Annotated in this window: 20 protein-coding genes; 10 read left to right on the top strand and 10 right to left on the bottom strand. The window is 74.2% G+C overall.

What is annotated here, in order from left to right; genetic code table 11:
• Window positions 1-17: 17 nt before the first annotated feature.
• The 4 genes from ACIQPQ_RS19700 to ACIQPQ_RS19685 all read right to left on the bottom strand — a co-directional run bounded on the left by ACIQPQ_RS19700 (window position 18) and on the right by ACIQPQ_RS19685 (window position 6,415).
• Window positions 18-1,871: an ABC transporter ATP-binding protein gene (locus tag ACIQPQ_RS19700; protein ID WP_401305434.1), complete on the bottom strand. Its 1,854-nt coding sequence runs from the start codon at window positions 1,869-1,871 to the stop codon at window positions 18-20.
• Between the two features lie 11 nt (window positions 1,872-1,882).
• Window positions 1,883-2,647 (bottom strand): class I SAM-dependent methyltransferase, encoded by a 765-nt coding sequence (locus ACIQPQ_RS19695; RefSeq protein ID WP_401305432.1) that lies wholly within the window; start codon window positions 2,645-2,647, stop codon window positions 1,883-1,885.
• Window positions 2,648-3,013: 366 nt separating this feature from the next.
• Window positions 3,014-4,318, bottom strand: coding sequence for a M28 family metallopeptidase (locus tag ACIQPQ_RS19690; protein WP_401305430.1), 1,305 nt, complete (start codon window positions 4,316-4,318; stop codon window positions 3,014-3,016).
• Between the two features lie 483 nt (window positions 4,319-4,801).
• Window positions 4,802-6,415: an ArnT family glycosyltransferase gene (locus ACIQPQ_RS19685; protein WP_401305429.1), complete on the bottom strand. Its 1,614-nt coding sequence runs from the start codon at window positions 6,413-6,415 to the stop codon at window positions 4,802-4,804.
• Between the two features lie 293 nt (window positions 6,416-6,708).
• On the opposite strand from ACIQPQ_RS19685, the gene ACIQPQ_RS19680 reads away from it, so the two are divergent.
• Genes ACIQPQ_RS19680 through ACIQPQ_RS19670 form a run of 3 tightly spaced genes read left to right on the top strand, consistent with a single transcriptional unit; the run spans window position 6,709 to window position 9,151 of the window.
• Window positions 6,709-7,125, top strand: a complete 417-nt coding sequence (locus ACIQPQ_RS19680; RefSeq protein WP_401305427.1) for a GntR family transcriptional regulator — start codon at window positions 6,709-6,711, stop codon at window positions 7,123-7,125.
• A gap of 53 nt (window positions 7,126-7,178) precedes the next feature.
• The gene (locus ACIQPQ_RS19675; protein WP_401305896.1) at window positions 7,179-8,117 is read left to right on the top strand and encodes an ATP-binding cassette domain-containing protein; all 939 of its coding nucleotides are present in this window, start codon (window positions 7,179-7,181) and stop codon (window positions 8,115-8,117) included.
• Entirely contained in the window at window positions 8,114-9,151 is a 1,038-nt protein-coding gene (locus ACIQPQ_RS19670) for a cell wall protein (protein ID WP_401305425.1), read from the top strand. Before ACIQPQ_RS19675 ends, ACIQPQ_RS19670 begins: the two co-directional genes overlap by 4 nt.
• A gap of 217 nt (window positions 9,152-9,368) precedes the next feature.
• Here the strand turns inward: ACIQPQ_RS19670 and ACIQPQ_RS19665 are convergent, their stop codons facing one another.
• Together ACIQPQ_RS19665 and ACIQPQ_RS19660 are read right to left on the bottom strand one after the other, a co-directional pair.
• The gene (locus tag ACIQPQ_RS19665) at window positions 9,369-9,578 is read right to left on the bottom strand and encodes a hypothetical protein (protein ID WP_401305423.1); all 210 of its coding nucleotides are present in this window, start codon (window positions 9,576-9,578) and stop codon (window positions 9,369-9,371) included.
• Complete coding sequence (locus tag ACIQPQ_RS19660) at window positions 9,575-9,997, bottom strand: ATP-binding protein (RefSeq protein WP_401305895.1); 423 nt, start codon at window positions 9,995-9,997, stop codon at window positions 9,575-9,577. The genes ACIQPQ_RS19665 and ACIQPQ_RS19660 overlap by 4 nt, the downstream gene beginning before the upstream one ends.
• 160 nt (window positions 9,998-10,157) lie before the next feature.
• On the opposite strand from ACIQPQ_RS19660, the gene ACIQPQ_RS19655 reads away from it, so the two are divergent.
• From ACIQPQ_RS19655 to ACIQPQ_RS19635, 5 genes are all read left to right on the top strand, one after another.
• Window positions 10,158-11,294, top strand: coding sequence for a helix-turn-helix domain-containing protein (locus ACIQPQ_RS19655; RefSeq protein WP_401305421.1), 1,137 nt, complete (start codon window positions 10,158-10,160; stop codon window positions 11,292-11,294).
• 238 nt (window positions 11,295-11,532) lie between these two features.
• Complete coding sequence (locus tag ACIQPQ_RS19650; RefSeq protein ID WP_401305419.1) at window positions 11,533-11,745, top strand: hypothetical protein; 213 nt, start codon at window positions 11,533-11,535, stop codon at window positions 11,743-11,745.
• Between the two features lie 41 nt (window positions 11,746-11,786).
• A complete protein-coding gene (gene pcaC / locus ACIQPQ_RS19645) occupies window positions 11,787-13,085 on the top strand; it encodes a 4-carboxymuconolactone decarboxylase (RefSeq protein ID WP_401305893.1) in 1,299 nt (432 codons plus the stop codon).
• A 50-nt stretch (window positions 13,086-13,135) separates the two neighbouring features.
• The gene (locus ACIQPQ_RS19640; protein ID WP_401305891.1) at window positions 13,136-13,771 is read left to right on the top strand and encodes an MBL fold metallo-hydrolase; all 636 of its coding nucleotides are present in this window, start codon (window positions 13,136-13,138) and stop codon (window positions 13,769-13,771) included.
• A gap of 74 nt (window positions 13,772-13,845) precedes the next feature.
• Entirely contained in the window at window positions 13,846-14,625 is a 780-nt protein-coding gene (locus ACIQPQ_RS19635) for an exodeoxyribonuclease III (protein WP_401305417.1), read from the top strand.
• 40 nt (window positions 14,626-14,665) lie between these two features.
• Here ACIQPQ_RS19635 and ACIQPQ_RS19630 read toward each other — a convergent pair whose 3' ends face one another.
• Window positions 14,666-16,432 carry an SGNH/GDSL hydrolase family protein gene (locus ACIQPQ_RS19630; RefSeq protein ID WP_401305415.1) on the bottom strand — a complete coding sequence of 589 codons (1,767 nt, stop codon included), beginning with the start codon at window positions 16,430-16,432 and terminating at the stop codon, window positions 14,666-14,668.
• 221 nt (window positions 16,433-16,653) lie between these two features.
• Here ACIQPQ_RS19630 and ACIQPQ_RS19625 point away from each other — a divergent pair, with 221 nt between their 5' ends.
• Window positions 16,654-17,076 (top strand): DUF6278 family protein, encoded by a 423-nt coding sequence (locus ACIQPQ_RS19625; protein WP_383777255.1) that lies wholly within the window; start codon window positions 16,654-16,656, stop codon window positions 17,074-17,076.
• 244 nt (window positions 17,077-17,320) lie between these two features.
• Here the strand turns inward: ACIQPQ_RS19625 and ACIQPQ_RS19620 are convergent, their stop codons facing one another.
• Together ACIQPQ_RS19620 and ACIQPQ_RS19615 are read right to left on the bottom strand one after the other, a co-directional pair.
• A complete protein-coding gene (locus tag ACIQPQ_RS19620; protein WP_401305413.1) occupies window positions 17,321-18,886 on the bottom strand; it encodes an alpha/beta fold hydrolase in 1,566 nt (521 codons plus the stop codon).
• Between the two features lie 167 nt (window positions 18,887-19,053).
• The gene (locus ACIQPQ_RS19615) at window positions 19,054-19,845 is read right to left on the bottom strand and encodes a hypothetical protein (RefSeq protein ID WP_401305411.1); all 792 of its coding nucleotides are present in this window, start codon (window positions 19,843-19,845) and stop codon (window positions 19,054-19,056) included.
• Window positions 19,846-19,989: 144 nt separating this feature from the next.
• Here ACIQPQ_RS19615 and ggt point away from each other — a divergent pair, with 144 nt between their 5' ends.
• Entirely contained in the window at window positions 19,990-21,795 is a 1,806-nt protein-coding gene (gene ggt, locus ACIQPQ_RS19610; protein WP_401305409.1) for a gamma-glutamyltransferase, read from the top strand.
• Window positions 21,796-21,863: 68 nt separating this feature from the next.
• Here ggt and ACIQPQ_RS19605 read toward each other — a convergent pair whose 3' ends face one another.
• Window positions 21,864-24,500, bottom strand: coding sequence for an ATP-dependent Clp protease ATP-binding subunit (locus ACIQPQ_RS19605; protein ID WP_401305408.1), 2,637 nt, complete (start codon window positions 24,498-24,500; stop codon window positions 21,864-21,866).
• Between the last annotated feature and the right edge of the window lie 150 nt (window positions 24,501-24,650).

The following is a 24,650-nucleotide window of genomic DNA, read 5'->3' as shown; positions in this document are numbered from 1 at the left end:
GGCCGCTGTGCGTGTGCTCAGGCGAGGAGCTGGTGGGAGGCGAGTTCGGCGTAGAGGCTGTCGTCGCGCAGCAGGTCGGTGTGGGTGCCGAGGGCGCGCAGCCGCCCGTCCTGGAGGACGGCGATCCGGTCGGCGGAGCGGACCGTGGACAGCCGGTGCGCCACCACCAGGACCGTCGTCCGGGTGGCCAGCTCCGCGACGACCTCGCGCAGCGCGGCCTCGTTGACGGCGTCGAGCTGCGAGGTGGCCTCGTCGAGCAGCAGCAGCCGGGGGCGGCGCAGCAGGGCGCGCGCGATGGCGATCCGCTGGCGCTCGCCGCCGGACAGCGAGGCACCGTGGTGGTCGATCGCGGCGTCCAGGTCGCCGCCCAGCCGGTCGAGCAGGGGCAGCAGCCGCGTCGTGGCCAGCGCCTCCCGCAGCTCCTCGTCCGTGGCGGCGGGGGCGGCGTAGGCGAGGTTGTCGCGCAGGGTCCCGGCCAGGACGGGGGTGTCCTGCTCGACGTAACCGATGGAGGCGCGCAGGGTGTTGAGCGGCCAGTCGCGCAAGTCGCGGCCGTCCAGCAGGACATGGCCGCGGTCGGGGTCGTAGAACCGTTCGATCAGGCTGAGGGCGGTGGTCTTGCCCGCGCCGGACGGGCCGACGAGCGCGGTCAGACCGGTCGCGGGCAGCCGCAGGTCGAGGCCGTCGAGGGCGGGCACGGTCCGGCCCGGATGGGTGAACGTGACCCCCTCGAACGCGAGCGTCGCCGCCCCGCCCGCCGCGCCCGGCAGCGGCGGCACCGACGCGAGGGGTGCCCCCGCGCCCACCGGCTCCACGGGCAGCGACGTCACCTCGGACAGGCGCTGCACGGCGGCCCGCGCGGCCTGGAAGTACGTTCCGACGTCGGTGAGCGACATGACGGGCTGGGCGAGGTAGAGGACGTACAGCAGGAACGCGGTGAGTGTCGCGACCGAGATGGCGCCGCTGCTGACGCGCGCGCCGCCCACGCCGAGCACGACCAGGAACGCGATCTGCACGGCGAGTCCGGCGGCGGTGCCCGCCACCGACCCCCAGCGGGCCAGGACGACCCCCTGCTCGTACGCCTTCCGCGCGGCGCTGTCCACGCGCCGGGCCTCGGCCTCCTCGGTGCCGGACGCCTTGACGGTGGTGAACGCGCTGAGCGCCCGCTCCAGCGCCGCGCCCATCGCGCCGACCGCCTCCTGCGCGCTGAGCGCGGCCCGCCGGATACGCGGCATGACCAGCCCGACGGACGCCGTGAGCAGGACGACCACGCCGACGGTGACGGCGAGGAGTTCGGGGTCGACGATCGCCATCATCACCAGCGTGCCGACGATCATCACCACGCCGGTGAGGGCCTGCACCAGGGTCTGGGTGACGATCTGCCGCAGCAGCGCGGTGTCGCCCGCGGCGCGCGACAGCAGATCGCCGGGGGCCTGCCGCCGCATCGCGCCCATCGGCAGCCGCAGGATGTGCCGCACCAGGCCGCTCCGCCCGGCGAGCACCACCCGCTCGGCGGCCCGCAGCAGCACGAAGTCGCCGACGGCGAGGGCGGCGGCGGCCACCAGGACGAGCGCCACGAGCCGCAGCAGGACCGGCGTCACGTCGCCGCCCCGCGCGTACGCCGTGAGCAGGTCCCGCACCGCGAGCGGCTGGAGCAGCCCGAGGACGCCCGCGCCCACCAGGAGGAACGCGGCGAAGGCGATCTCCCGCCAGTGCGGGCGGACATGGCCGCGGAACGCGGCGAACGACTCCCGCAGGGAAGGCGGCGCCGCCTCACCGGGGGCCGCGGCGGCGGGGGTGTCCGCGGCCGGCGCGGGAGGCGTGTCCTCCGCCTGCGGCGGGACGGGGCCGGGGTGGGTGCTGGTCGTCATCGGCGCTGTCCTCACTGGTCCCGGGCGGCGCGGTACACGCCGACCGTCATCGGCTCGCGGCCGGTGAAGGGCGTCCCGTGCCAGTCGCCGTAGCGGGCCTCCAGGCGCAGTCCGGCGCGCGCGGCGTACGCGTCGATCTCCTCCGGCCCGGTGAGCCGGCTGACCTCGTGCGCGAGGCGGGTGCCGCCGCCCTCGTGCCAGATGTGGGAGAGCTGCCACATCCGCAGCTCGGTGTTGAGCAGGGAGTACGTCTGGAGGCCCGCGTCGGGTCCGCACGGCACGAAGTACGTGTCCCGGACGCGCCCTTCGTGCATCTCCTCGACGAACGCCGGGTTGTGCGTCTCGACGACGACGGCGCCGCCCGGGGCGAGGGCCGCCGCGCAGGTCTCCAGCACCCGCCGCTGCTCCTCCGGGTCGAGCAGCATCGACAGCGTGCCGCACACGCACAGGACGAGGCCGTGGGCGTGGTCGCCCCGCTCGCTCCGGTAGTCGCGGATGTCGCCGCGGACCGACGTCACCGGCCGTGGTGCGCGGGCCAGTTCGGCGCGCAGGACGTCCAGCATCTCCGGCGACGAGTCGACGCCGACGACCTCGCCGACGAGCCCGGCCAGCGGGAGGGCCACCCGCCCGGTGCCGACGCCGAGTTCGAGGGTCGGCGTCCCGTCGCCGGGGTGCAGCGCCGCCAGCCACTTCGCCGTGAGGTCGCCCGGAGGGAAGAGCCGGTCGTAGAAGTCGGCGAACTGACGCCCGTAGCCCAGGTCCTGAAGGTCACTCATGTCGCGCTACCGCCTGCTCACTCGGAGGAAGGTCTCGGTGGACACGGGGCCGCAGACCGGCGGCGGGCGCGCTGCCGTACGTCCCGGACCGGTCGGGACGGCCCTCGTCCGGACGTACGGACCGGCGACCCCCGACGCGGCCGGACGGGCAGGTCCTGCCCGGCCGTCCACCGCGTCGGGAGGCCGCCCGTGTGCTTCCCCTTCGTGCTCGGACCAGTCTGTTCGGCCGCGCCGCGCGCAGCATTGGGGATACCCCCATGGCGGGACGGCCGGGCACTCGGCGGGCACGCGCGACGGCGCCGCACGTCCGGGGACGTGCGGCGCCGTGAGGTGCGGGTGGGGTGCTGACCGGCCGGTGCCGCCGGGTTACGGGAACGTCAGGCGGAACGCGTTGATGTAGCCGGTGTCGGCGGCGGCCCGGTCCTGGACGCGGAGCTTCCACGCGCCGGCGGCGACCTCGGAGGAGGCGTTCACCGTGTACGACTGGACGAGGTTGTCGGCGCTGCCGCCGGTCCGGTTGTGCAGGTTGTAGACCGAGCCGTCGGGGGCCACGAGGTCGACGACGAGGTCACCGCGGTAGGTGTGGACGATGTCCACGTCGACCTTGAGCGCGGCGGGCGCGTTGCCGGGGACGCCGGTGACGTTGACGGTCGAGGTGACCGCGGCGCCGTTGTCCGGGACGGCCACGTCGGCCGTGTTCTCGAAGACCGTGCCGGGCGGCGTCGTCGTGCCCGCGGACAGGGTCCAGACCGCGTGCGCGATGGCGTCGCTGTTGCGGTCGAGGGCGGTGTCGTTGATGTTCGCCGTCGTGTCGCAGGAGGAGTGGTAGCAGCGGTCGAACGCGGTCGCCGTACCGCCCCACTTCTGCACCTGGGCACTGGACTTGACGCGGCTGGCGCCGGTGAACAGACCGCCGACCGGGATGCCGACGTTCTTGAACGAGGCGTGGTCGGAGCGGCCGTCGCCCTCGGTCTCGATCTCGGTGGGGACGCCGAGGCCTGCGAAGTAGCTCTTGAAGGTCTGCTCGATCGTCGGGTCGTCGTCGTAGACGAAGTAGCCCGGGTTCGGCGAGCCGATCATGTCGAAGTTCAAGTACCCGGAGATCTTGGACCGTTCGGTCGTCGGCAGCTGGTTCACGTAGTACTTGGAGCCGACGAGGCCCAGCTCCTCGGCGCCCCACCAGCCGAAGCGCAGGTGCTTCGTGGGCTGGAAGTTCGCCCGGGACACGGCCAGCGCGGTCTCCAGGACGGCGGCCGAGCCGGAGCCGTTGTCGTTGATGCCGGGGCCCGAGGTCACCGAGTCGAGGTGCGCGCCGGACATCAGGACCTGGTTGGGGTCGCCGCCCGGCCAGTCGGCTATCAGGTTGTAGCCGGTGGCGCCGCTGGAGGTGAACTGCTGGACGGTGGTGGTGAATCCGGCCGCGTCCAGCTTGGCCTTCACGAAGTCGACGGACGCCTTGTAGCCGGTCCGGCCGTGGGCCCGGTTGCCGCCGTTGGCGGTCGCGATGGCCTGGAGGTCGGCCAGGTGCTGCTTGACGTTGGCCAGCGGGATGTCGGGCGCGGCGACGGCCGCCGACGGGGCCGCGCTCGCGGTGGCGCCGGTGAATCCGGCGAGGGCCAGCGCGGTCGCGGCGGCGAGGGCGGCGGCGCGTCTGGGAACGGAGAGGTTCATGTGGGGGCTCCGGATTCCGAACAGGGATGGGACGGAAACGTGCGAGACGCCCCGGGCGTGGTCGCCGCGGGGCGTTGGAGCTGTGCGGGTGATGCGTGCGCTGAATGGTCGACGGAACGCTGACTATGCGTCAAGGGCGTAAATGAGTCACGGGTGGTGTGGGGGTGGCCGGTGGGGCGTCCCGGCGGTGCCACGGGGGTGTCACGGGGCGCGGTGCGGGGCGCGGGACGGGAGGCCGTGCGGCCCGCTGGCCCCCGGCCGGCCACGGTCCCCCCGGTTCGTCTGCACGGTGCTCGGGTGCGGACCCCGGTCACGACCGCGCGGCTCGGCGCGATGAGGGATGCCCTCCGCCTCGGTGACCTCGGCCGGACGGAGAAGGAGCCGACGTCCGCGACGGGGTGAGCGTGAGCGTGCTGCCCCTGTCCACCGACCCGTCGCCTGCTCAGCACACGTGCCGCTGGTTCAGCCCACATGCGCGCCGGTTCAGCACGCGTGCCGCTGGTACAGACGCGCGCCGTCCACCACCGCCACCTGCCGGTAGTCGCGGGCGAGGAGATCCCGCAGTTCCGGGTAGGACGCCAGGCGGTACGGGGTTCCGGCGGAGTCGTCGACGACGAGACAGGGCGGAGACTCGGCCAACTCGGCGCGGAAGCGGTCCCAGGCGCCGGGCACGGCGTAGCGGTGGCCCACGCGGGCGGGGTCACCGCCGCCGCTGAAGTTCGTCAGGAGGCCCGCGGTGAGGTATCTGCTCGACGGCAGTCTCCCCGAGAGCCAGTAGATCTCCGGATGCATGCCCCACTGGAACACCCGCTGCTCAGGGGTGGTGCGCTCCGCGACGGCGGTGGCCACGCGCAGCATCTTGGGCAGACCGGGCGGCGCGCTGTGGAAGGCGGCGGCCGTCCAGACCCCGGCCGCGACGACGGCCCCCACCGCCAGCACGGACGCGGTCCTCGCCGCCCCGCCGGCCCTGGAGGTCCGGCGGTCGGCGGCGTCAGCGCGTCGCACGGTGTCCACCAGCCACAGCGAGCCGAGCGACAGCGGGGGAGTGAGCTGGAGGAAGTAGTGGCCGTAGAAGTGCCAGCCCACGGCCACGGCCGCCATCGAGGCGGGCAGCCACCCCGCGAGCGCGCGTGCGGCGTCCCGCCGTGCCTCGTCCCGGGGAGGCACGGCGGCGCCCCGGTCACGTGCGGCAGGAGCCTTGAGGCACCGGCGCCGCACCGGGTTCCGCCACGGCAGCCGCGGCACGAGCAGCAGTGCGAGGGCGAAGGCGGTGAGCAGGCACAGCAGCGCGTTGCCCGCGCGAGCGGCCGTCTCCGCCAGCCCCGGGGGTGACGAGGCGTAGGAGCCGGAGGAGAGGAAGACCCAGAACGTGAAGGGCCGCACGCCCAGGGCGAGGGCGCACACCGCCAGGGGCGTGGCGGCCCCCGCCAGGAGGACCGCCACGCCGCGGGCCCGCCGGTGCCCGGCGAGGATCTGCACGGCCAGCGGCAGCAGCGGCGCGAGGCCGACCTGCTTGGTGAGTGCGGCGACGGCGACGGCCAGCCCGGCCGACAGGTAGCGCCGACGCGCCCCGAAGTACATCGCGGCGACGGTGGCGGGCAGCATGAACACCTCGAAGGTCGCCGCCATCGCGTCCGGCGCGGGAAGCGCGGCCGTGCCCGCCACCGTCAGCACCCCCGCCGGGAGCGCCGCCCACCGCCCCCACCACCGTTCCGCGAGCCGCGCGGTCAGTATCCCGGTCAGCGCGAGCGCCGCGACGGCGAGGACGCGTACGAGCCAGAGCCCGTGCGGTCCCGCGAGGGCGAAGCTCGCCTCGTAGAGCCAGGGCACCAGCGGCGGTTTGCGGTCCACGACGTCCCCGTACATCGTGCCGCCCGCGCGCAGGAGGGCCGCCTCCGTGCCGAGATAGCCCTCGTCCGGGCTCCAGAACGGCCGGGCGAACGACGGCGCCCGGACGAAGAGCGCCAGCAGCGACAGCAGGGCCGCCTGCCGGACGAGGCCGGAGCGCCGGGCGCCGTGCGCCGGTGGAGCCGCGCGGGGCGGGGCCGTACCGGCGGGCTTCGGGAGGTGTCCGGTCCTGACGGCGACGTTCGGCACGTGCTCGCTCCTGTCCTGCGGACCAGCGGGGACCGGGGCTCCGCGGGCGCCGAGGGGGGCTTCGGGCGGCGGGGGAGCGAGCGTCGGCGGCACGGGGTGCGGGACGCGCCCATCATCTGGTTCACTAGTTATGTAGGGAAGTGAGTATGTGGAGGGGTGCCGAGTATTGTCAACGGACGACCCGAGGTCACGGCGGCGGCCGAAGAGCCGTACGGTTCCCGCCCCGTACCGCGCAGAGAGCATCGGCCCCGGCATCGACAGGGGGCCGACCTCTTCATCGAATGTGGGGAATCATGGAGTTCCGCATCGAGCGGCACAGTGGCGTGGCCGCCTACCAGCAGATCGCGCAGCAGGTCAGGCAGGCCCTGCGGCTGGGGCACCTGTCGCCCGGCGACAAGCTGCCCACGGCGGCCCAGGTGGTGGCCACCACGGCCATCAACCCCAACACCGTGTTCAAGGCCTACCGCGAGCTGGAGCGCGAGGGACTCGTCGACTCCCGGCAGGGGGTCGGGACCTTCGTCCGCCGCTCCCTCGCCCGACCCGGCGCCGCGGGCGGCTCGCCGCTGCGCGAGGAACTGCGGACCTGGATGACACAGGCACGCGAGGCCGGACTCGACCGCGAGGACGTCGCCGCGCTGCTCGCCGCGGAACTGGAGGAGTGCTACCCCCGCGCGGCCACGCCGCCCGTACGGCAGATCGAGGACCGATGACCGAGCGCACCCACGCCCCGTACGGGCATCCCCCGCCACCGGCGCTCAGGGCGGTGAACCTCGGCCTGCGCGCGAACGACGGCTGGACCCTGCGCCACTGCGACTTCGAGCTGCCGCGCGGCCGGATCGCCGGACTCGTCGGCCCCAACGGCGACGGGAAGACGTCCCTGCTCGCCCTGGCCGCCGGTCTGCGCGCGCCCGCCGAGGGCACGCTCCGGGTACTGGGGCACCCACCCGGCGCGGCCGATGTCCTGCCCCGCGTCGGCGTCCTGCTCCAGGACCGGCCCCTGTACGGCGGCTTCACGGTCGCCGAGACCCTCCGGCTGGGCCGCGAGCTGAACCCCGGCTGGGACGACGCCGAGGCCCGGGCCCTCACCCGCGAGGCGGACATCCCCACCCGCGTACGGGTCGGCAGGCTCTCCGGCGGTCAGCGCACCTGCCTCGCCCTGGCCCTGGCCCTCGGCAAGCGGCCCGACCTGCTGCTCCTCGACGAGCCGATGGCCGACCTCGACCCCCTGCGGCGGCACGCGATGATGGCCGCCCTGATGCGGACCGCCGCCGAACACGGCACCACCGTGGTGATGTCGTCGCACATTCTCGCCGAGCTGCACCTGGTCTGCGACTACGTCCTGGTGATGGCCCGCGGCCGCATGCTGATCGCCGACGACACGGACTTCGTGCAGGCGGCCCACACCCTGGTCACGTACTCCCTGGACGGACCGGGTGCGCGGCTCCCGCACCTCCTCGGCGCGGACGGCGCCACCGTGGTCGAGACCCGCGTCTCCGGCCGCACCGCCGCCGCGCTCCTGCGGCTCCCGACCTCGCTGCCCGCGGCCGTGCACGCCACCCCGCCCGCGCTCGACGAGATCCTCCTCGCCTACCTCCGGAGCCCCGACGTCACCCCCCTGCTCGCCCCGGCCGACGCCGCCCGCGCGACCGGTGCGCGAGGGGCCGACCACTCCGGCAGCACCGCCGACGGGAGCGGCGCGTGAGCACCGCGGGCCGCTACGTCAGATGGACCGTCCCCCGGCACATCCCTCTCCCGCTCCCACGCCCCGCCGGAGTCCTGTGGCTGGCGTGGCGCCAGCACCGGGCCTTCCACCTCACGGTGCTGGCGCTCGCCGCCCTCGCCGGAGCCTGGGCCGTCCGGCAGCACCACCTGCTGGTGACCGCCGTCGACTCCTACGCGGCGGCGTGCGGCCCGGACCCGTACTGCGGGCGGCCCGTACCGGACGCCGTACGCACGGTCCTCGACCGCGCCCCCTCCGTGCTGAACAGCCTCCCCCTGGTGGTCGCGGGCCTGCTCGGAGCCCCGCTGTTCGCCCAGGACATCGAACGCGGTGTCCACCGCCTCGCCTGGACGCAGTCCATCGGCCGCGCCGAGTGGGTCGTCGGCAAACTCCTCGTCGCCGCCGCCGTCACCGTGACCGGCGCGCTCCTCGTCACCGCCCCCGTCAGCTGGTGGTGGTACGCCGTCTGGCACGGGCGCGCCTCCACCGGTTCCTCAGGAATCGCCTGGCGACAACTCGCCGCCGGAGACGACTGGCCGTTCTTCGCCTACACCGGCACGGTCGGGATCGCGCACCTCCTGCTCGCCCTGCTGGCCGGAGCCACCGCGGGACTGCTGGTGCGCCGCGTCGTCCCGGCCGTCGCGATCGGAGCCGCGGCGGCCTGGGCGCTCCAGACCGGCCTGAGAGGGCTGCGCCCCCACCTGCTCCCGGCCGGGGTCCGTCCCGCCCCCACCGTGGACTACCCGCCGCTGCCGCCCAACACCTGGCACCTCGACGGCGGCTACCTGCGCGTCGACGGCAGCCTGACGGACAGAATCCCCTGCCCGCAGCCCTACGCCGACAGCCCGCAGTCCGCCTGCCTCCGCGCCCACGGCGTGACGAGCCCGTACAGCAGGGACCTCCGCCCCTCCCAGTTCCTCCCCCTCCACCTCACCGAGACCTTCCTGTGCCTCGGCGCCGCCGTCCTCCTCGCCGTCGTCTGCTCGCTCTACGTACGGCGCGTCGCCGCCCGATGAGCGGCGCGCGACCGACGGCATGCCGCGCAGGCATTCCGCAGCTCGGCTCGGGGCCCCGGTGTCATAGAACCCTTCCGAGGGGTTCCGCACAGTCCAGACAGTGCCGAGGACTCCCAGGTGAGCGGCGCTCACGCCGTCCCACTCCGCAGAGAGTGCGACACCTCGTGACACGACGAAGCCCCGGCCGGTGACCATCACCGCGCCGGGGCTTCTGCCGTCAGGCGCTCCGCTCCCGCAGCCTCTCTTCCCGGGTCTTGATCACCCGCAGCCGGTCCGGCTGCTGCGAGGTCCACCGGTCCGGCCCGTACTCCGGCCGCAGCACCCACGTGGCGCCGCCGCGCACGTCCGCGACGATCCCGCGCCGGTCGGTGTCCTGGTCATGGACCAGGTCGCCCACCCACGCGCGCCGCTCCTGCCCGCCGGTCATCCGTGTCCCTTCCCGTGCAGCTCCGCCCACACCCGTTTCCCCCACGGCAGCGGCTCGCTGCCCCAGTCCTCGGCCAGCGCCGACACGAGCGCGAGGCCGCGCCCGCCTTCGTCCCCGGCGCCGGGCTCCCGACGCACCGGCCGGGCCTTCGAGAAGTCCACGACGCCGATGCGCACACGTGCCGGTCCGGGGCGGTCGATCAGGACCCGGATCGACTCCCGCCGGGCGTGCTGCACGGCGTTGGACACCAGCTCGGACATGATCACCGCGCCATCGTCGGCTAAGTCGTCCAGCCCCCAGACGGTGCAGGCGACGCGCACCAGGCGCCGGGCAGGCGCCGCGCTCTCGGGCTGGCGGGGCAGGGTTTCGCTGTACCCAGGGTGCCCCGTCCTGCGAGCCCAGGTTGTAGTTTTCGGCACGTCGGTCTGCTCTCTCAGATCGGCCAAGCCCCGGGGCCGGTCGCACGGTCGCCGGGGCGCTGTGCCCTCATGTAACCGGCGCCCCCGTTCAGGGGGAGGTGCCACATGGGGGGCCAGGGGAGGGGCCGGCGCGGGTAGCTTGGTAGCAGGGAGGCACTGCATGAACGACCAAGCGAGACGCGCCCAGTTCGGCGCTCATCTGGCGGGCCTGCGCAAGCGCGCGGGCCTCTCGCAGCGCTCGTTGGCGCTCCGGCTGTGCGTCACCGCCGGGATCACCACCCTGACGCGCAACGAGGTCTCCCGGTGGGAGCGCGGAGGGCGCATCCCGGACGCGTGGCTGCCTCCGCTCGCGCAGGTGCTCGGGGTGCCGCTGGACGACCTGGAGAGGCAAGCCGTGCGGGCCCGGGGCGAGTCCGTACCGGACCACTCCGGCGACCGCGAGCCGGACACCTACGTGCAGGACGCCGTGGGGTGGCTGCTCGCCCACGACAACCGCCACGGCGGGGACCACGTGGCGGACGCCGCCGTGCAGGTGTGGGAGGGCGAACGCGGCCGGATCACGGGCGACAACAAGCAGCACCTCGCCCAGGTGGCGGAGATCGGGGAAGTGGCCGGGTGGCTGCTCCATGACGCAGCCCGGTTCCGCGAGGCGCGCGCCACGCTCGCGGAGGCGCACGCCCTGGCCCGCCTCGCCGGGGACGGTCCGCTGGAGTGGTTCATCCTGGACCTGATCGCCATGATCGACGTGCACACCGGCCGGGCCGGTGAGGCCATGGCGATCACGGACGAGATGCTGACCGGCCGCGAGGTGCCCGGCCGTGTGGCGCTCATGGCCCGCGTGCGGCGCGCGCGGAGCCTCGCGCAGGCAGGGAATCGGGCGCGCGCCCTGGACGCCCTGGAGCGGGCCACGGGGGCGCTCCAGGACTCGATACAGGCCAACGATCCGGCGTTCACGTGGTGGATCGACACCACGGAAGTGGAGCTGCACACCGGTGAGGCGCTGCTGAGCCTCGGAGACCCCCGGTCGGCGCTGCCGCATCTCCAGCGGAGTTCGGAGGGCTCCCGAGGCGGCGGCGGGCGGCGGGAGTTCGGCAACGTGCTCGCGGAGCTGACCGCCCTCGTGCAGCTCGGGGCGTGGCGAGACGCTGAAGCGCCGCTGTTCCGGCTCGAACCGATCCTGCGGGCGGTCACGTCGTCCCGGACCCGCGTCCGCCTCCGGTCCACGCTGCGCGCGCTCGACCGGGACGCCCCGCCGTGGCTCGCGGACACGGCCCGCGAGGTCGCGGCAGCCGGGTAGGCCGTTTACACGCACGGAAGCCGCAGCCGGTCAGGGCTGCGGCTTCCTGGCGTTCAGGCAGCGGGAAGTTCCGGCCGCGCCTCGGTGGCCATGCCCCGCAGGAGAAGACGTTCCGCGCCACGCGGGCAGCAAAGCGGCTGGCGGCGGGTGAGAGATACGAGGGCGCCGGCCGTCTGCTCGTGGCCGAACTGGGGCCGCGCTGAACGGTCGACAGCTCCGAGTGCGGGCCTGCAAGATCATGGACGAAAACGGTCTTCGCAGGGTCCGTCTGTACGATGCTCGGGCGTCATGCCTCACGTACCTCGCCGACAACGGTGTGCCGGATCACCTGCTCGCCATGGGGGCCGGGCACACCAACGTGAAGACGACCAAGAAGTGGTACGTGAAGCCAGACGTGGCGGACCTGCTTCCAGCAGCGGAGGCATGGGGAGGTCTCGCGGGGGGTGTGTGACAGATCGTGACAGATGAAGGTGTGAACCCGTGACCGAAGCCATGATCAATACGCTGCAACACCGCTTTGACGGGCCAGAAGACGCCCCAGTCCTGATCTTGGGGCCGTCGCTCGGTACTACATGGCACATGTGGGACCGGCAGGTTCCCGAACTCGCGCAGCAGTGGCGGGTGTTCCGGTTCGATCTGCCGGGGCACGGGGGCGCACCGGCGCATCCGGCGGGCTCCGTCGGCGACCTCGCCGACCGGCTGCTCGCCACCCTGGACGCGCTCGGCGTGCAGCGGTTCGGGTTCGCGGGCTGCGCCTTCGGCGGCGCGGTCGGCGTCGAACTGGCGCTGCGTCACCCCGAGCGGGTCGCCTCGCTGGCGCTGATCGCCGCCTCCCCGCGCTTCGGCACCGCCGACGAGTTCCGCCAGCGCGGTGTGATCGTCCGGACCAACGGACTCGACCCCATCGCCCGTACGTCGCCCGACCGTTGGTTCACCACCGGCTTCGCCGCGGCCCAGCCCGCGATCACCGAGTGGGCCGTGCAGATGGTCCGTACGACCGACCCCGGCTGCTACATCGCCGCCTGCGAGGCGCTCGCCGCGTTCGACGTCCGCACCGAGATCGGCCGGCTCGGCGTCCCCACCCTGGTCCTCGTCGGCTCCGACGACCAGGTCACCGGGCCCGCCGAGGCCCGCACCCTCGTCGCGGGCATCCCCGACGCCCGGCTCGCGGTCGTCCCCGGCGCCTCCCACCTGGTCCCCGTCGAACAGCCCGCCGCCGTCACCGACCTGCTCGTCCGGCACTTCTCCACCGCCTGGCAGCCCGCCCACGAGCACGCCACCGGCCAGACCGCCGTCCCCGGCGTGTCGCTCAAGCAGGCCGCCCAGAGCCTGCCGCCGCAGGGCGGCGCGCCGATCGCCGAGATCGCGCCCGCCCCGCCCGCCGGACCGCACCCCGTGCCGGGCGGCCGACCCGACCCCTACGACGCCGGGCTGAAGGTCCGCCGCGAAGTGCTCGGCGACGCCCACGTGGACCGGGCGCTCGCCGGGGCCGACGACTTCTCCGGCGACTTCCAGGAGTTCGTCACCCGCTACGCCTGGGGCGAGATCTGGGACCGACCCGGCCTCGACCGCCGCTCCCGCTCCTGCGTCACCCTCACCGCGCTCGTCGCGGGCGGCCACCTCGACGAGCTGGCCTTCCACACCCGCGCCGCCCTGCGCAACGGCCTCACCCCGGACGAGATCAAGGAGGTGCTGCTCCAGGCGGCCGTCTACTGCGGCGTACCCGCCGCGAACAGCGCCTTCCGCGTCGCCCAGCAGGTCATCCGGGAGGAGACCACCCCGACCGGGTGAGCCCCGCGCCCGGCGGCGGGGGCAGGATGGGACGCATGACGTCCACGACGGTGAAGCTCACGAAGATGTCCCACGCGTGCGTCCGGCTGGAGAAGGACGGGCGCACGCTCGTCGTCGACCCGGGCGGGTTCAGCGAGGAGGACGCCGCGCACGGCGCGGACGCGCTCCTCGTCACCCACGAGCACCCCGACCACTTCGACGAGGGGCGCCTGCGGGCCGCCCTGGACGCCAACCCGGCCGCCGCGCTGTGGACCCTGGGCTCCGTGGCCGACCGGCTCGCGGCGGCGTTCCCCGGCCGGGTCCACCGGGTCGGCCACGGCGACACCTTCACCGCCGCCGGGTTCGATGTCGAGGTGCACGGCGAACTGCACGCCGTCATCCACCCCGACCTGCCGCGCATCACCAACGTCGGTTTCGCGCTCGACGACGGCCGCGTCTTCCACCCCGGCGACGCCCTCACCGTCCCCGGCCGCCCGGTCGGCACCCTCCTGGTCCCCGTCCAGGCACCGTGGAGCAAGATCTCCGAGGTCATCGACTACGTCCGCGAGGTCCACCCCGCACGTGTGTACGACGTCCACGACGCCCTCCTCACCGACCTGGCCCGCCCGATCTACGACACCCACCTCGGCAACCTCGGCGGCGCCGACCACGCGCGCCTGACCCCGGGCGCCTCGGCGGACGTCTGACGCACGGGGCGGGCCGAACGGCGGCCGCGCGGGGGCGGAGGGCGTTGTCAGACCCTCCGGGTAGGTTGGTGGACATGCGCATCGCGACCTGGAACGTGAACTCGATCACCGCCCGCCTGCCGCGGCTCCTGGCCTGGCTGGAGAGCAGCGGCACCGACGTGCTGTGCCTCCAGGAGGCGAAGGTCGCCGAGGCGCAGTTCCCCACCGAGCAGCTCGCCGACCTGGGGTACGAGGCGGCGGTGCACGCCACCGGCCGGTGGAACGGCGTGGCGGTCCTCTCCCGCGTCGGCCTCGCCGACGTCGTCAAGGGCCTGCCCGGCGATCCGGGGTACGACGGGGCGCAGGAGCCGCGCGCGGTCTCCGCGACCTGCGGCGGCGTCCGCGTCTGGTCGGTCTACGTGCCCAACGGCCGCGAGGTCGACCACGCGCACTACACGTACAAGCTCCAGTGGTTCGAGGCCCTCACGGCCGCCGTGGCGCAGGACGCGGCGGGCAGCCGCCCCTTCGCCGTCCTCGGCGACTACAACGTCGCGCCGACCGACGAGGACGTCTTCGACGTGGCCGCCTTCGAGGGCCTCACCCACGTCACCCCCGCCGAGCGCGAGGCCCTCGCCGCCCTGCGCGGCACGGGCCTGACGGACGTCGTCCCGCGCCCCCTGAAGTACGACCGCCCGTACACGTACTGGGACTACCGCCAGCTCGCCTTCCCCAAGAACCGCGGCATGCGCATCGACCTGGTGTACGGCAACGCGTCCTTCGCGAAGGCAGCCAAGGACGCCTACGTCGACCGCGAGGAGCGCAAGGGCAAGGGCGCCTCCGACCACGCCCCGGTCGTCGTCGACCTCGACGTGTAGCCGCCGGACGGGCACCCGCCCCCGCCCGGCGGGCCGCCCGTCACAGCAGGCTCAGGTCCACCGCGTCGGCGAGCGCCGCGTACCCCGCGTCGCCGGGGTGCAGATGGTCGCCGCTGTCGTAGGCGGGCAGCAGCCGGCCCGGCGCGGCCGGGTCGCGCAGCGCCCGGTCGACGTCGAGGACGGCGTCGAACAGGCCCGCGTCCCTGATCCACACGTTGACCGCCGTCCTGGCCGCCTCCACGGCCGGGGTGCAGGCCGCCAGGCCCCCGCAGGGCGGCAGCGTCGCACCGAGCACCCGCACGCCCCGGGCGCGCGCCCGCTCGGCGATCTCCCGCAGCCCCGCGGTCACCGCCTCCGCCGTCGCGCCGGTCGTCAGGTCGTTGATCCCCTCGAAGACGACCACCGTGCGCACCGAGGTCTGCCCGAACACGTCCCGGTCCAGCCGGTTGAGGGCGCTCACCCCGTTGGTGACGGTGGACACCCCGTCGCCCGGGTAGCGGTCGGTGAGCACCCGGTTCCCGGAGATCCCGTGGTTGAGGACGCCGTACGACGGCACCTCGCTCTGCCGCCGGAGCCGGGCGGCGAGCACGTCCGGCCAGCGCCGGTTGGCGCCCACGGTCGACTTGTTGCCGTCCGTGATGGAGTCCCCGAGCAGCGCCACCGACCCGGGCCCGCCCTCGACGTCGACGCCGGTCAGCAGCGGCCAGGTGGTGAGCGTCGTGCCGTACGCCGTCCCCTCGGCGTCGGCCGTGTGGTCGCCCGGTCCGCTCATGTACGACTGCTGCACCGCGAGCCCGTGCAGCGGCACCGCCGCCACCGTGCCGGGCAGGTGGAAGCTGACCAGCAGATCGGCGCCCGGCGCCACCGGGAAGTCCAGCGGGTCGCTCAGGGCCTGCGCCCCGGCCGCGATGTCGGTGCCGGGCCCGCCGTCGAAGGAGAGCGGGACCGGGGCGCTCGCCGCCGCGGCGCCCGCCGAGCGCACCGCGACGCTCGCGCCGCCGAGCCGGACCGGGGCCGACGCGAACGTGTTGTCGAACCGCAGCCGCACCCGCGGACCACCCGCCGAGACGTGCACGACCAGCCGCAGCGTGCGGTCGGTCCACGGGCCGACGGCCGGCTGCCCCGAGGTGGAGGCCGCCCAGCTCCCCGTCCACCCGGCGCTCGTGTCCCGCACCGACAGGGCGAAGACATGCAGGTCGGGGGAGTCCGGCAGGGTCACGGCGGCGATCTCGCGGCCCTGCTTCACCGGCACCGTCACCACGTACAGCCGGGCCTGCCCGTCGATCCGCCCGCCCGGGGTCTGCACGTGCGGCAGGGCGAGCGCGCGGGTGACGGGGGAGCCGAGGCGCCAGTCCGGCGCGGTCAGCGCGTAGGCGGACCGGCCGCCGTCGGCGTACGTCACCGCCCCCGTCCCGCCCGCAGCCGTCCCGCCGGTGCTCGCGGCCAGGAACGCCAGGGCGTCACCCCGGCCGGTGACCCGGACCTCCTGCCCGGCGGCCCGCACATGGTCCGGGGTGCCGGGCGCGCCGCGCCGCCAGGTCAGCCGGGCGCCCTGCACGGTGACCGTGGCCCCCGGGGTCCAGCCCGCCGCCGCCAGGTCACCGGCCGACAGCGCGTTCCCCGCGCCGTCGAGGTCGGCGGAACCGGGCCGCGCGTCGTCGGCGACAGCCGTGGCGTCGTGCAGCAGCTCCAGCGGCAGCGGGGCGGACCGCGCCGCGGTCACGGAGTGCCGGGGGAGCGCGGCCGCGGCGTGCGCGGGCGCGAGGAGCAGCGCCGAGCAGAGCAGCAGGGCCGGCACGGAGGCCACGCGAGCAAGGGGGACAGCACGGACCACGGGGACACCACGCACACGTCGGCGCACGTACCGACTCCTTCCGCACACCTGGTCGACGATCAGCGGACGCGAAACTAGGCAAAACGTCTGGTAAGGGTCAATTCGCCATGCGTGCCGGGGGCTGGAATTCGACCGCTCGCCGCTGTCCGCGCGCCCTGTGGTGCGCACGCCGGTGCGAATGTCAGGGTGGGTGGATGAACATCCCTTTCCTGGGTGGCAGACGCAAGAAGCACGTCGAGGGAACGCTGGCCGCCGCGGACCCCGAAGGGGTCGCCGGACTGCTGTCCGAATGCGAGCTGTTGAGATCCCAGGCCGCTCAGGAAGGCGTCCGACTCGACGACACCCCGGCCTCGTTGGAGGCGCTGGACCAGTTGCTGCCGGGCTGGCGCGACGACCCGGAGGTCCTGCCGTGGCTCGGCAACGACGCCGGTCTCTACCTCGGCACGGTGATCGTGCGCACGGTGCCCGGCGCCGCCTGGGAGGTCTGGCCCGGCGGCGAGCCCGTCGTACGGCTCGCGTCCGGGCGGGAGTTCGACGTGGTGACCGCCGGGCACGAGTGGGCCGACAGCGGGGTCCCGGAGCTGTCCCAGCTCTACGCCGAGGTCTCCGAGGTCTGAGCCCCGGACGCCCCCATGAAAGCAAGACCTGCGTTAAATACGGCTAATGCCCGGAAAGTGCGTGTCGGCCCCCGGGCCCCGCCCGCGCTGGATAGTTTGCCGCCGGTACGGGACAGCTGAGAGTGAGTAGGTCTGCGTATGGCCGCCATGACCCCCGGACGGACCTCGACTAGGATGGGCCGTTCATCCACGCCGTAGGGGCAGCAGTTCACAGGAGCCATACCCGCCCGGCAGCGGCCGGAGATCACTGCTCGCGCAGCGGGATCGACACGTACGACGGGTCGTTCGCCGGTGAGGAGAAGGTCAGCCGCGCGCCGGTCGGGTTGTGCTCGATGTAGAGCGGGTCGACGGTGTCGACCACCAGGGCCAGCCGATGCCCCGCCGGGACATCGTAGGCCGTCGCGAACAGCTCCAGATCCACCCCGAACGACCGTCCGGGCGTGCGCCCGTAGAAGGTGTACGGCGCGTGGCTCACCAACGTCCCCAGCCCCAGCGGGCCCACGTCGTACAGGTGGGCGACGAGGGTTCCGCTGCTCGCGGTGGGGGTCACGGTGGTGTGCAACCGGGCGCTGCCGCGCACCCGTTGGGCCTTCGCGTACCGCTCCGACTGCCACACGGCGGCCCGGGCGCGCGGCAGCAGCGGGATCGACGCCACCGGGGGCAGCCGGACCAACTGGTCCACGATGCTGGACAGCAGGACGATCCCGCCGTTCGCCCCGGAGTCCCCGTTCGCCCGGACCGTCGCGGTGCCCGCCAGCTCGATCTTGCGGCTGGTCGCGGCGACCGACTTCCAGTCCGGATAGCCCTCGTAGCCGCCGGTGGAACGGGACTTGAGGCGGACCGGCTGCTCACGGTTCACCCCGTTGTCCACGCCCCGCAGGTGGTGGTCGAACCAGCGGCGGGTGTCGGTCCAGACGTCGTTCGGCAGGCCGAAGAGGCCGGAGAGTTCGGCGGTGGCGTGGTCGCCCGGCCGCAGTTCGAGCCGCTTGGGGCCGGTCAGCCGGGTGTAGAAGTCCGCGTACTGGTCGGGCGGGAACACCGAGTCGCCCCAGGCGTTGGCCAGCATCACCGCGGGCGCGTTCCGGTTCAGCCGGTCCAGACAGGTCGTCGCCGAGCGCTTCCGGCCCCAGGCCAGCAGCCGCTCCTCGTCCGCGAGGTCCGCCCGGTAGAAGTCCCCGAAGACCTCGCGGGACTCGGCGCTCCGGCGGCCGGTCGCGGTGCCGACGACGTCCAGCAGGGCGGCGGCCTGGACGTGCTGGGTGCGGCCGGAGTAGATCGAGCCGATCAGGTCGGCCCAGCCGCTGAGCGCGGCGACCGCCTTGATGCGGGGGTCGTGCGCGGCGGCCAGCAGGCTGATGCCCGCGCCGTAGGAGACGCCGCCGATGCCGATGTGCCCGGGGTCGGCCGGGGTGTGGGCCAGCGCCCAGTCGATCACCCGCGACGCGTCGGCCACGTCCGGCGGGCCCGCCACCTCGATCTCGCCACCGGACTGCCAGAACCCGCGGACGTTGTAACTGAGCACCACATAGCCCGAGTCGGCGAGCCTGCGCGCCTGGGCGAGGTACTCGATCTGGGGCAGGCCCCAGCTGGTCGGCAGCACGATCAGCGGGAGGCGACGGCCGCCGTCGGCGCCCGCGGGCAGCACGACGTTGGCCTTGAGGACGGTGCCGCCGTCACCCTTGATGTCGACGAACCGGACGGCGGTGCCCGCGTGCGCGGCGGGCGCGGTGCCGAGCAGGCTCCCGGTGGCGAGGGTCGCGCCCGCGACCCCCAGGGCGGCGGCCCGCAGGGCCTGACGATGCTGTCCCACGGTCACTCCTCGGTCGTCCCGGTGCCGGACCCGATGCGATGTGACCGAACGGTAACCTCGGAGCCGTACCGCAGGTAACCCGTCGGTAAGTTACGTGCCAGTAACGGTTGTTGAGGTGCGAACGGGGCGGACGGGGTGGGCGTGGCGCTCCGGGGCGGGCGGCGGCGTCAGGAGGACGTACCGTCCGAAGAGGTCGAAGTGGCTGAAGAGGGGGAAGGGGTCGACGCCGTGGCCTGCGTGGGCAGCGGTGCCTGGGCCGCGCGGGTCACGTCGCCCACCAGCTCGACCATGTCGGGGCCGTACGCCTGCGAGTTGACCACCTTCAGCAGCAGCACGAACGGCTGGTGGCGGTGCTTGCGGAACAGCCGCTCGTGGTGGCGGGCGAGATAGCGGGTCGCGGCCTGGTTGCCGATCGCGCGCTGTCCGCAGAACAGGAACACCGGCCGCGCCTCCCGCCGTTGCCCCGCCGTGAGCCGGGCCAGCAGCACGTACTCGGTGACCCCCGGCTCCATCCGGTAGCGTTCGGCGCCGATCTGGAACGCGCCCCGGTCCGGGCCCGGCGCGGGGTCCACGTTGACCCGCACCCCCGGCAGCATCGCCGCCATGTGCGCCGCCGTGCGGCGGTTGGAGCCCGGACCGCCCATGCAGAACTCGGTGCGCTCGCCGAACCCCTGCCGGGCCGTGTCCTGCGTCGCCACCTGCACGTTCGCCCCGCACTCCTTGACCTGCGCGGCGAGTTCCAGCAGCGCGAACACGTCGAAGCGGTGCACGGCCGGTTCCGCCGAGGCCGGGTCGCGGTTGACGACGAACAGGCACTCCGCGTTCTCCGGCAGACCGAAGAAGGCCTGCTTGCGGCGGAGCCTGCGCCGCCAGAGGTGGGTACGGGCCAGCCAGCCGAGCGCGGCACTGATGCCCGCGGCCACCACGCCCAGGACGATGTTGCGCACGTCGTCGTTCATGGGCGCGCATGGTAGCGGTACGAAGGGCTCCGGGACGTACCCGTGTTCGAAGTGTGGCAGTCGTATGACAGTGCCCTGAAGGTGACTGTCGGGGCCGGTGGGATCTGGTTACGCTGCGCGGACGTTGCCCGAGTGGAGGTACGGATGCGTCGCCCTGTCGCGCGGAAACTGTCGGTGCTGGCGGTCACGGCCGCGGTGGTGTCGGTGGGAGCCGCCGCGCCGCCCGCCGCCCACCAGCCCGCCCCACCGGCCGGGAAGACGCCCGTCGCCGTCGGCTACGGCGGGGCCGTCGCCAGCGTCGACGCGGACGCCTCCGCCGCCGGGATCGAGGTGCTGCGCAAGGGCGGCAACGCCGTCGACGCGGCCGTGGCGACCGCCGCCGCCCTCGGCGTCACCGAGCCCTACTCGGCCGGTGTCGGCGGCGGTGGCTACTTCGTCTACTACGACGCCAAGTCCCGCACCGTCCGCACCATCGACGGCCGGGAGACCGCCCCGCGCACCGCCGGGAGCGACCTCTTCCTGGAGAACGGCAAGCCCCTCGCCTTCGCCGACGCCGTCACCAGCGGCCTCGCCGTGGGCACGCCCGGCACCCCCGCCACCTGGCAGACCGCGCTCGACAAGTGGGGCAGCAGAAGCCTCCGTTCGGTGCTCGGGCCCGCCGAGCGGCTGGCCCGGGACGGCTTCACGGTGGACGACACCTTCCGCGGCCAGACCGCCGCCAACGAGACCCGCTTCCGCTACTTCCCGGCCACCGCCGAGCTGTTCCTGCCCGGCGGCGCCCTCCCGGTCGTCGGCTCCACCTTCAAGAACCCCGATCTCGCGCGCACCTACGCCGAGTTGGGCCGCAAGGGCGTCCGCGCCCTGTACCGGGGCGGCATCGGCGAGGACATCGTCGACACCGTCAACACCCCGCCCGTGGACCCCGCGTCCGGCTGGAAGGCCCGCCCCGGCGACCTCTCGGCGAAGGACCTCGCCGCCTACCGCGCCAAGGTCCAGGCCCCCACCCGCACCTCCTACCGCGGTCTCGGCGTCTACTCCATCGCGCCGTCCTCCTCCGGCGGCACCACCGTCGGCGAGGCCCTCAACATCCTGGAGCGCACCGACCTGTCGAAGGCGAGCCGCGCCCAGTACCTGCACCGCTTCATCGAGGCCAGCCGCATCGCGTTCGCGGACCGCGGCCGCTGGGTCGGCGACCCCGCCTTCGAGAACGTCCCCACCGAGCAGTTGCTGTCCCAGAAGTACGCCGACGCGCGCGGCTGCCTCATCAAGGACGACGCCGTCCTCACCAGCCCGCTGGCCCCCGGCGACCCGCGCCGGCCCGAGGCGTGCGCGCCGGGCGGCACGGCCGCGCCGACGACGTACGAGGGCGACAGCACCACGCATCTCACCGTCGCCGACAAGTGGGGGAACGTCGTCTCCTACACGCTCACCATCGAGCAGACCGGCGGCAGCGGCATCACGGTGCCCGGCCGCGGGTTCATCCTCAACAACGAGCTGACCGACTTCTCCTTCGCGCCCGCCAACCCGGCCGTCCACGACCCGAACCTGCCGGGCCCCGGCAAGCGGCCCCGGTCGTCCATCTCCCCGACCATCGTGCTCGACCGGCACGACCGGCCCGTCGTGGCGCTCGGCTCGCCCGGCGGCGCGACCATCATCACCACCGTGCTCCAGACCCTCACCGGCTTCCTCGACCGCGGCCTGCCGCTCGTCGACGCCATCGCCGCCCCCCGCGCCAGCCAGCGCAACGCGGCCCAGACCGAGCTGGAGCCCGGCCTCTTCGACAGCGCGACGGCGGCGGAACTGACCGCCCTCGGGCACTCCTTCAAGGCCAACCCGGAGATCGGCGCCGCGACCGGCGTGCAACGGCTGCCCGACGGCCGCTGGCTGGCCGCCGCCGAGACCGTACGGCGCGGCGGCGGGTCGGCCCAGGTGGTGCACCCGGCGCGGTAGCGGCGAACGCTCCGGCGCGACAGCGGCGAACGCTTCGCCTCGGCTTCGGCGGCGCCCCGCCCGCGGGTTCACTCCTGCGGGCGGGGCGCCGCGGCGTCCCCGCCACCCTCCGTCTCCGTCTCCCCTGCCGTGCCCGTGCCCGTGTCGGTCTCCGTGCCCGTGCCCGTGTCCGTGCGGAAGGTGAGGGCGCCGTCCGCCGCGTCCACGGTGACCGTGCCGCCCTCGCGCACCCGGCCGTCGAGCAGCAGCCGGGAGAGCCGGTTGTCGACCTCGCGCTGGATGGTGCGGCGCAGCGGGCGGGCCCCGTACTCGGGCTGGTAGCCCCGTTCCGCGAGCCAGTCGACGGCCGCGCCGGTGAACTCCACGCCGACGCCCTGCGCGTGCAGCAGCCGCCGCGTGCTCTCCAGCAACAGGTCGGTGATACGGCGCAGTTGCTCGCCGGACAGCTGCCGGAACACCACGATCTCGTCGATCCGGTTGAGGAACTCCGGCCGGAAGTGTTCCCGCAGCGGACGCAGGATCTGCTCCCGCCGGGCCTCCTCGTCGGCCTCCGCGCCGCCCGACCCGAAGCCGATCCCGGCACCGCGCCGCACGATCGCCTCCGAGCCGAGGTTGCTGGTCATCACGATCACCGTGTTGGTGAAGTCGACCGTGCGGCCCTGCGCGTCGGTCAGCCGCCCGTCGTCCAGCACCTGGAGCAGGATGTTGAAGACGTCCGGGTGGGCCTTCTCCACCTCGTCCAGCAGGAGCAGCGAGTACGGGTGGCGGCGCACGACCTCGGTGAGCTGCCCGGCCTCCTCGTGGCCGACGTAGCCGGGCGGGGCGCCCACCAGGCGGCTGACGGTGTGCCGTTCCTGGTACTCGCTCATGTCCAGCCGGACCATGCGGTCCTCGCTGCCGAACAGCGACTCGGCCAGGGCGCGGGCGAGTTCGGTCTTGCCGACGCCGGTCGGGCCGAGGAAGAGGAAGCTGCCGATCGGGCGGTCGGGGCTGGCGAGTCCGGCGCGCGAGCGCAGCACCGCGTCCGCGACGACCCGTACGGCCTCGTCCTGGCCCACGACCCGCTCGCGCAGGTGGTCGGCGAGGCCCAGCAGGCGGTCCTTCTCCTCCTGGGTGAGGCTGGCCACCGGGATGCCGGTCTGCCGGGACACCACCTCGGCGATCGCCTCGGCGGTCACCTCCAGGTGCTGCCCGTCGTCGGCCTCGTCCTCCCCGGTCGCGTCCAGCAGCCGCTGCTTCAACTCCGCAAGCCGGTCCCGTAGTTGGGTCGCCTGCTCGTACTGTTCGTCGGCGACGGCCTGGTCCTTGTCGCGGGCGAGCTGTTCGGCCTCGCGCTCCAGGGCGCGGACGTCGGTGCCCTTGGTGCGGGCGCCGAGCCGGACCCGCGCCCCCGCCTGGTCGATGAGGTCGATGGCTTTGTCCGGCAGCCGCCGGTCGGTGAGGTAGCGGTCGGACAGCTCCACCGCCGCGATCAGCGCCTCGTCGGTGTAGCGGACCTGGTGGTGGGCCTCGTAGCGATCGCGCAGGCCGCGCAGGATCTCGATCGCGTCCGGGACGGACGGCTCGGGGACCAGGATCGGCTGGAAGCGCCGGGCCAGCGCCGCGTCCTTCTCGATCCGCCGGTACTCCTCCAGCGTGGTCGCGCCGACGATGTGCAACTCGCCCCGCGCGAGGGCGGGTTTGAGGATGTTGCCCGCGTCCATGGAGCCGCCCTCGCCGCCGCCGCCCGCGCCGACCACGGTGTGCAGCTCGTCGATGAAGACGATCAGCCGGTCGGAGTGGGCGCGGATCTCGTCGACGATCGCGTTGAGCCGCTCCTCGAAGTCGCCCCGGTAGCGGGTCCCGGCCACCACGCCGGTGAGGTCGAGGGCGACCACGCGGCGGCCGGTGAGCCCGTCCGGCACATCACCGTCGGCGACGCGCTGCGCGAGGCCCTCGACGATCGCCGTCTTGCCGACGCCCGCGTCCCCGATCAGCACCGGGTTGTTCTTGCCGCGCCGCGAGAGCACCTCGATGGTCTGCTCGATCTCGTCGTCCCGGCCGATGACCGGGTCGATCCGGCCCTGCCGGGCGGCGTCGGTCAGGTCGCGGCCGTACTTGTCGAGGGTGGGCGTCCCACTGGTGCGCGGGCGCTCGGGCCGGGACGGCGGGTGCCCCGGCTCGGCGGGCTCGGGCGGGCCGGGGGCGGGCGCGTAGTGGGCCGCGTTGAGGATGTGCCCGGCCGCCGAGTCCGGGTTCGCCGCGAGGGCGCCCAGCACGTGCTCGGGGCCGATGTGCCCGGAGCCGCGTGAGCGGGCCAGGTCGTGGGCGTCGAGCAGGGCGCGCTTCGCGGCCGGGGTGAGCGCCAGCGACGTGGGCGGCGGCGCGTCGTCGGGCCGGTGCCGGACCGGGCCGGAGCGCTCGTCGATCTCCGAGGCGAGCGAGTCGGGGTCGGCGCCCGCCCGGCTGAGCAGACTGCGGGTCGGCTCGGCCGCGAGCGCCGCCCGCAGCAGGTGCTCGGTGTCCAGGTCGCGGCTGCCGTGCTCGGCCGCGTACCGCGCCGCGCCCCGCACCAGCTCGCGGGCGGGGCGGCTCAGCAGCTGGCCGATGTTGATCTGGCGGGGGCCGGGGCGGGGCCCGCCGAAGAAGCGGGCCAGGAATTCGCCGAAGGAGTCGTCGTACTCTTCCGGGTCGTACCCTTCCGGATTCGAGAAGCCGCTGGTCATGGCGTTCCGTTCGATCGACGTACGTGCGGTGCCAGGCGTGCGGGGCCGGGGCCCCGGGGACGGGCGGCCGGGTGCCTGTCGCGCGGGGCGGCCCGGTGCCCGGGTACGGGGCGGTTCACACCACCTTGGCACGATCGATGAGCGAAGGCA

It is taken from the genome of Streptomyces sp. NPDC091281 (genome assembly GCF_044757425.1).
Classification (GTDB): Bacteria; Actinomycetota; Actinomycetes; order Streptomycetales; family Streptomycetaceae; genus Streptomyces.
The sequence above is the reverse complement of the archived record's forward strand: the minus strand, read 5'-3'. Positions and strand labels throughout refer to the sequence as shown.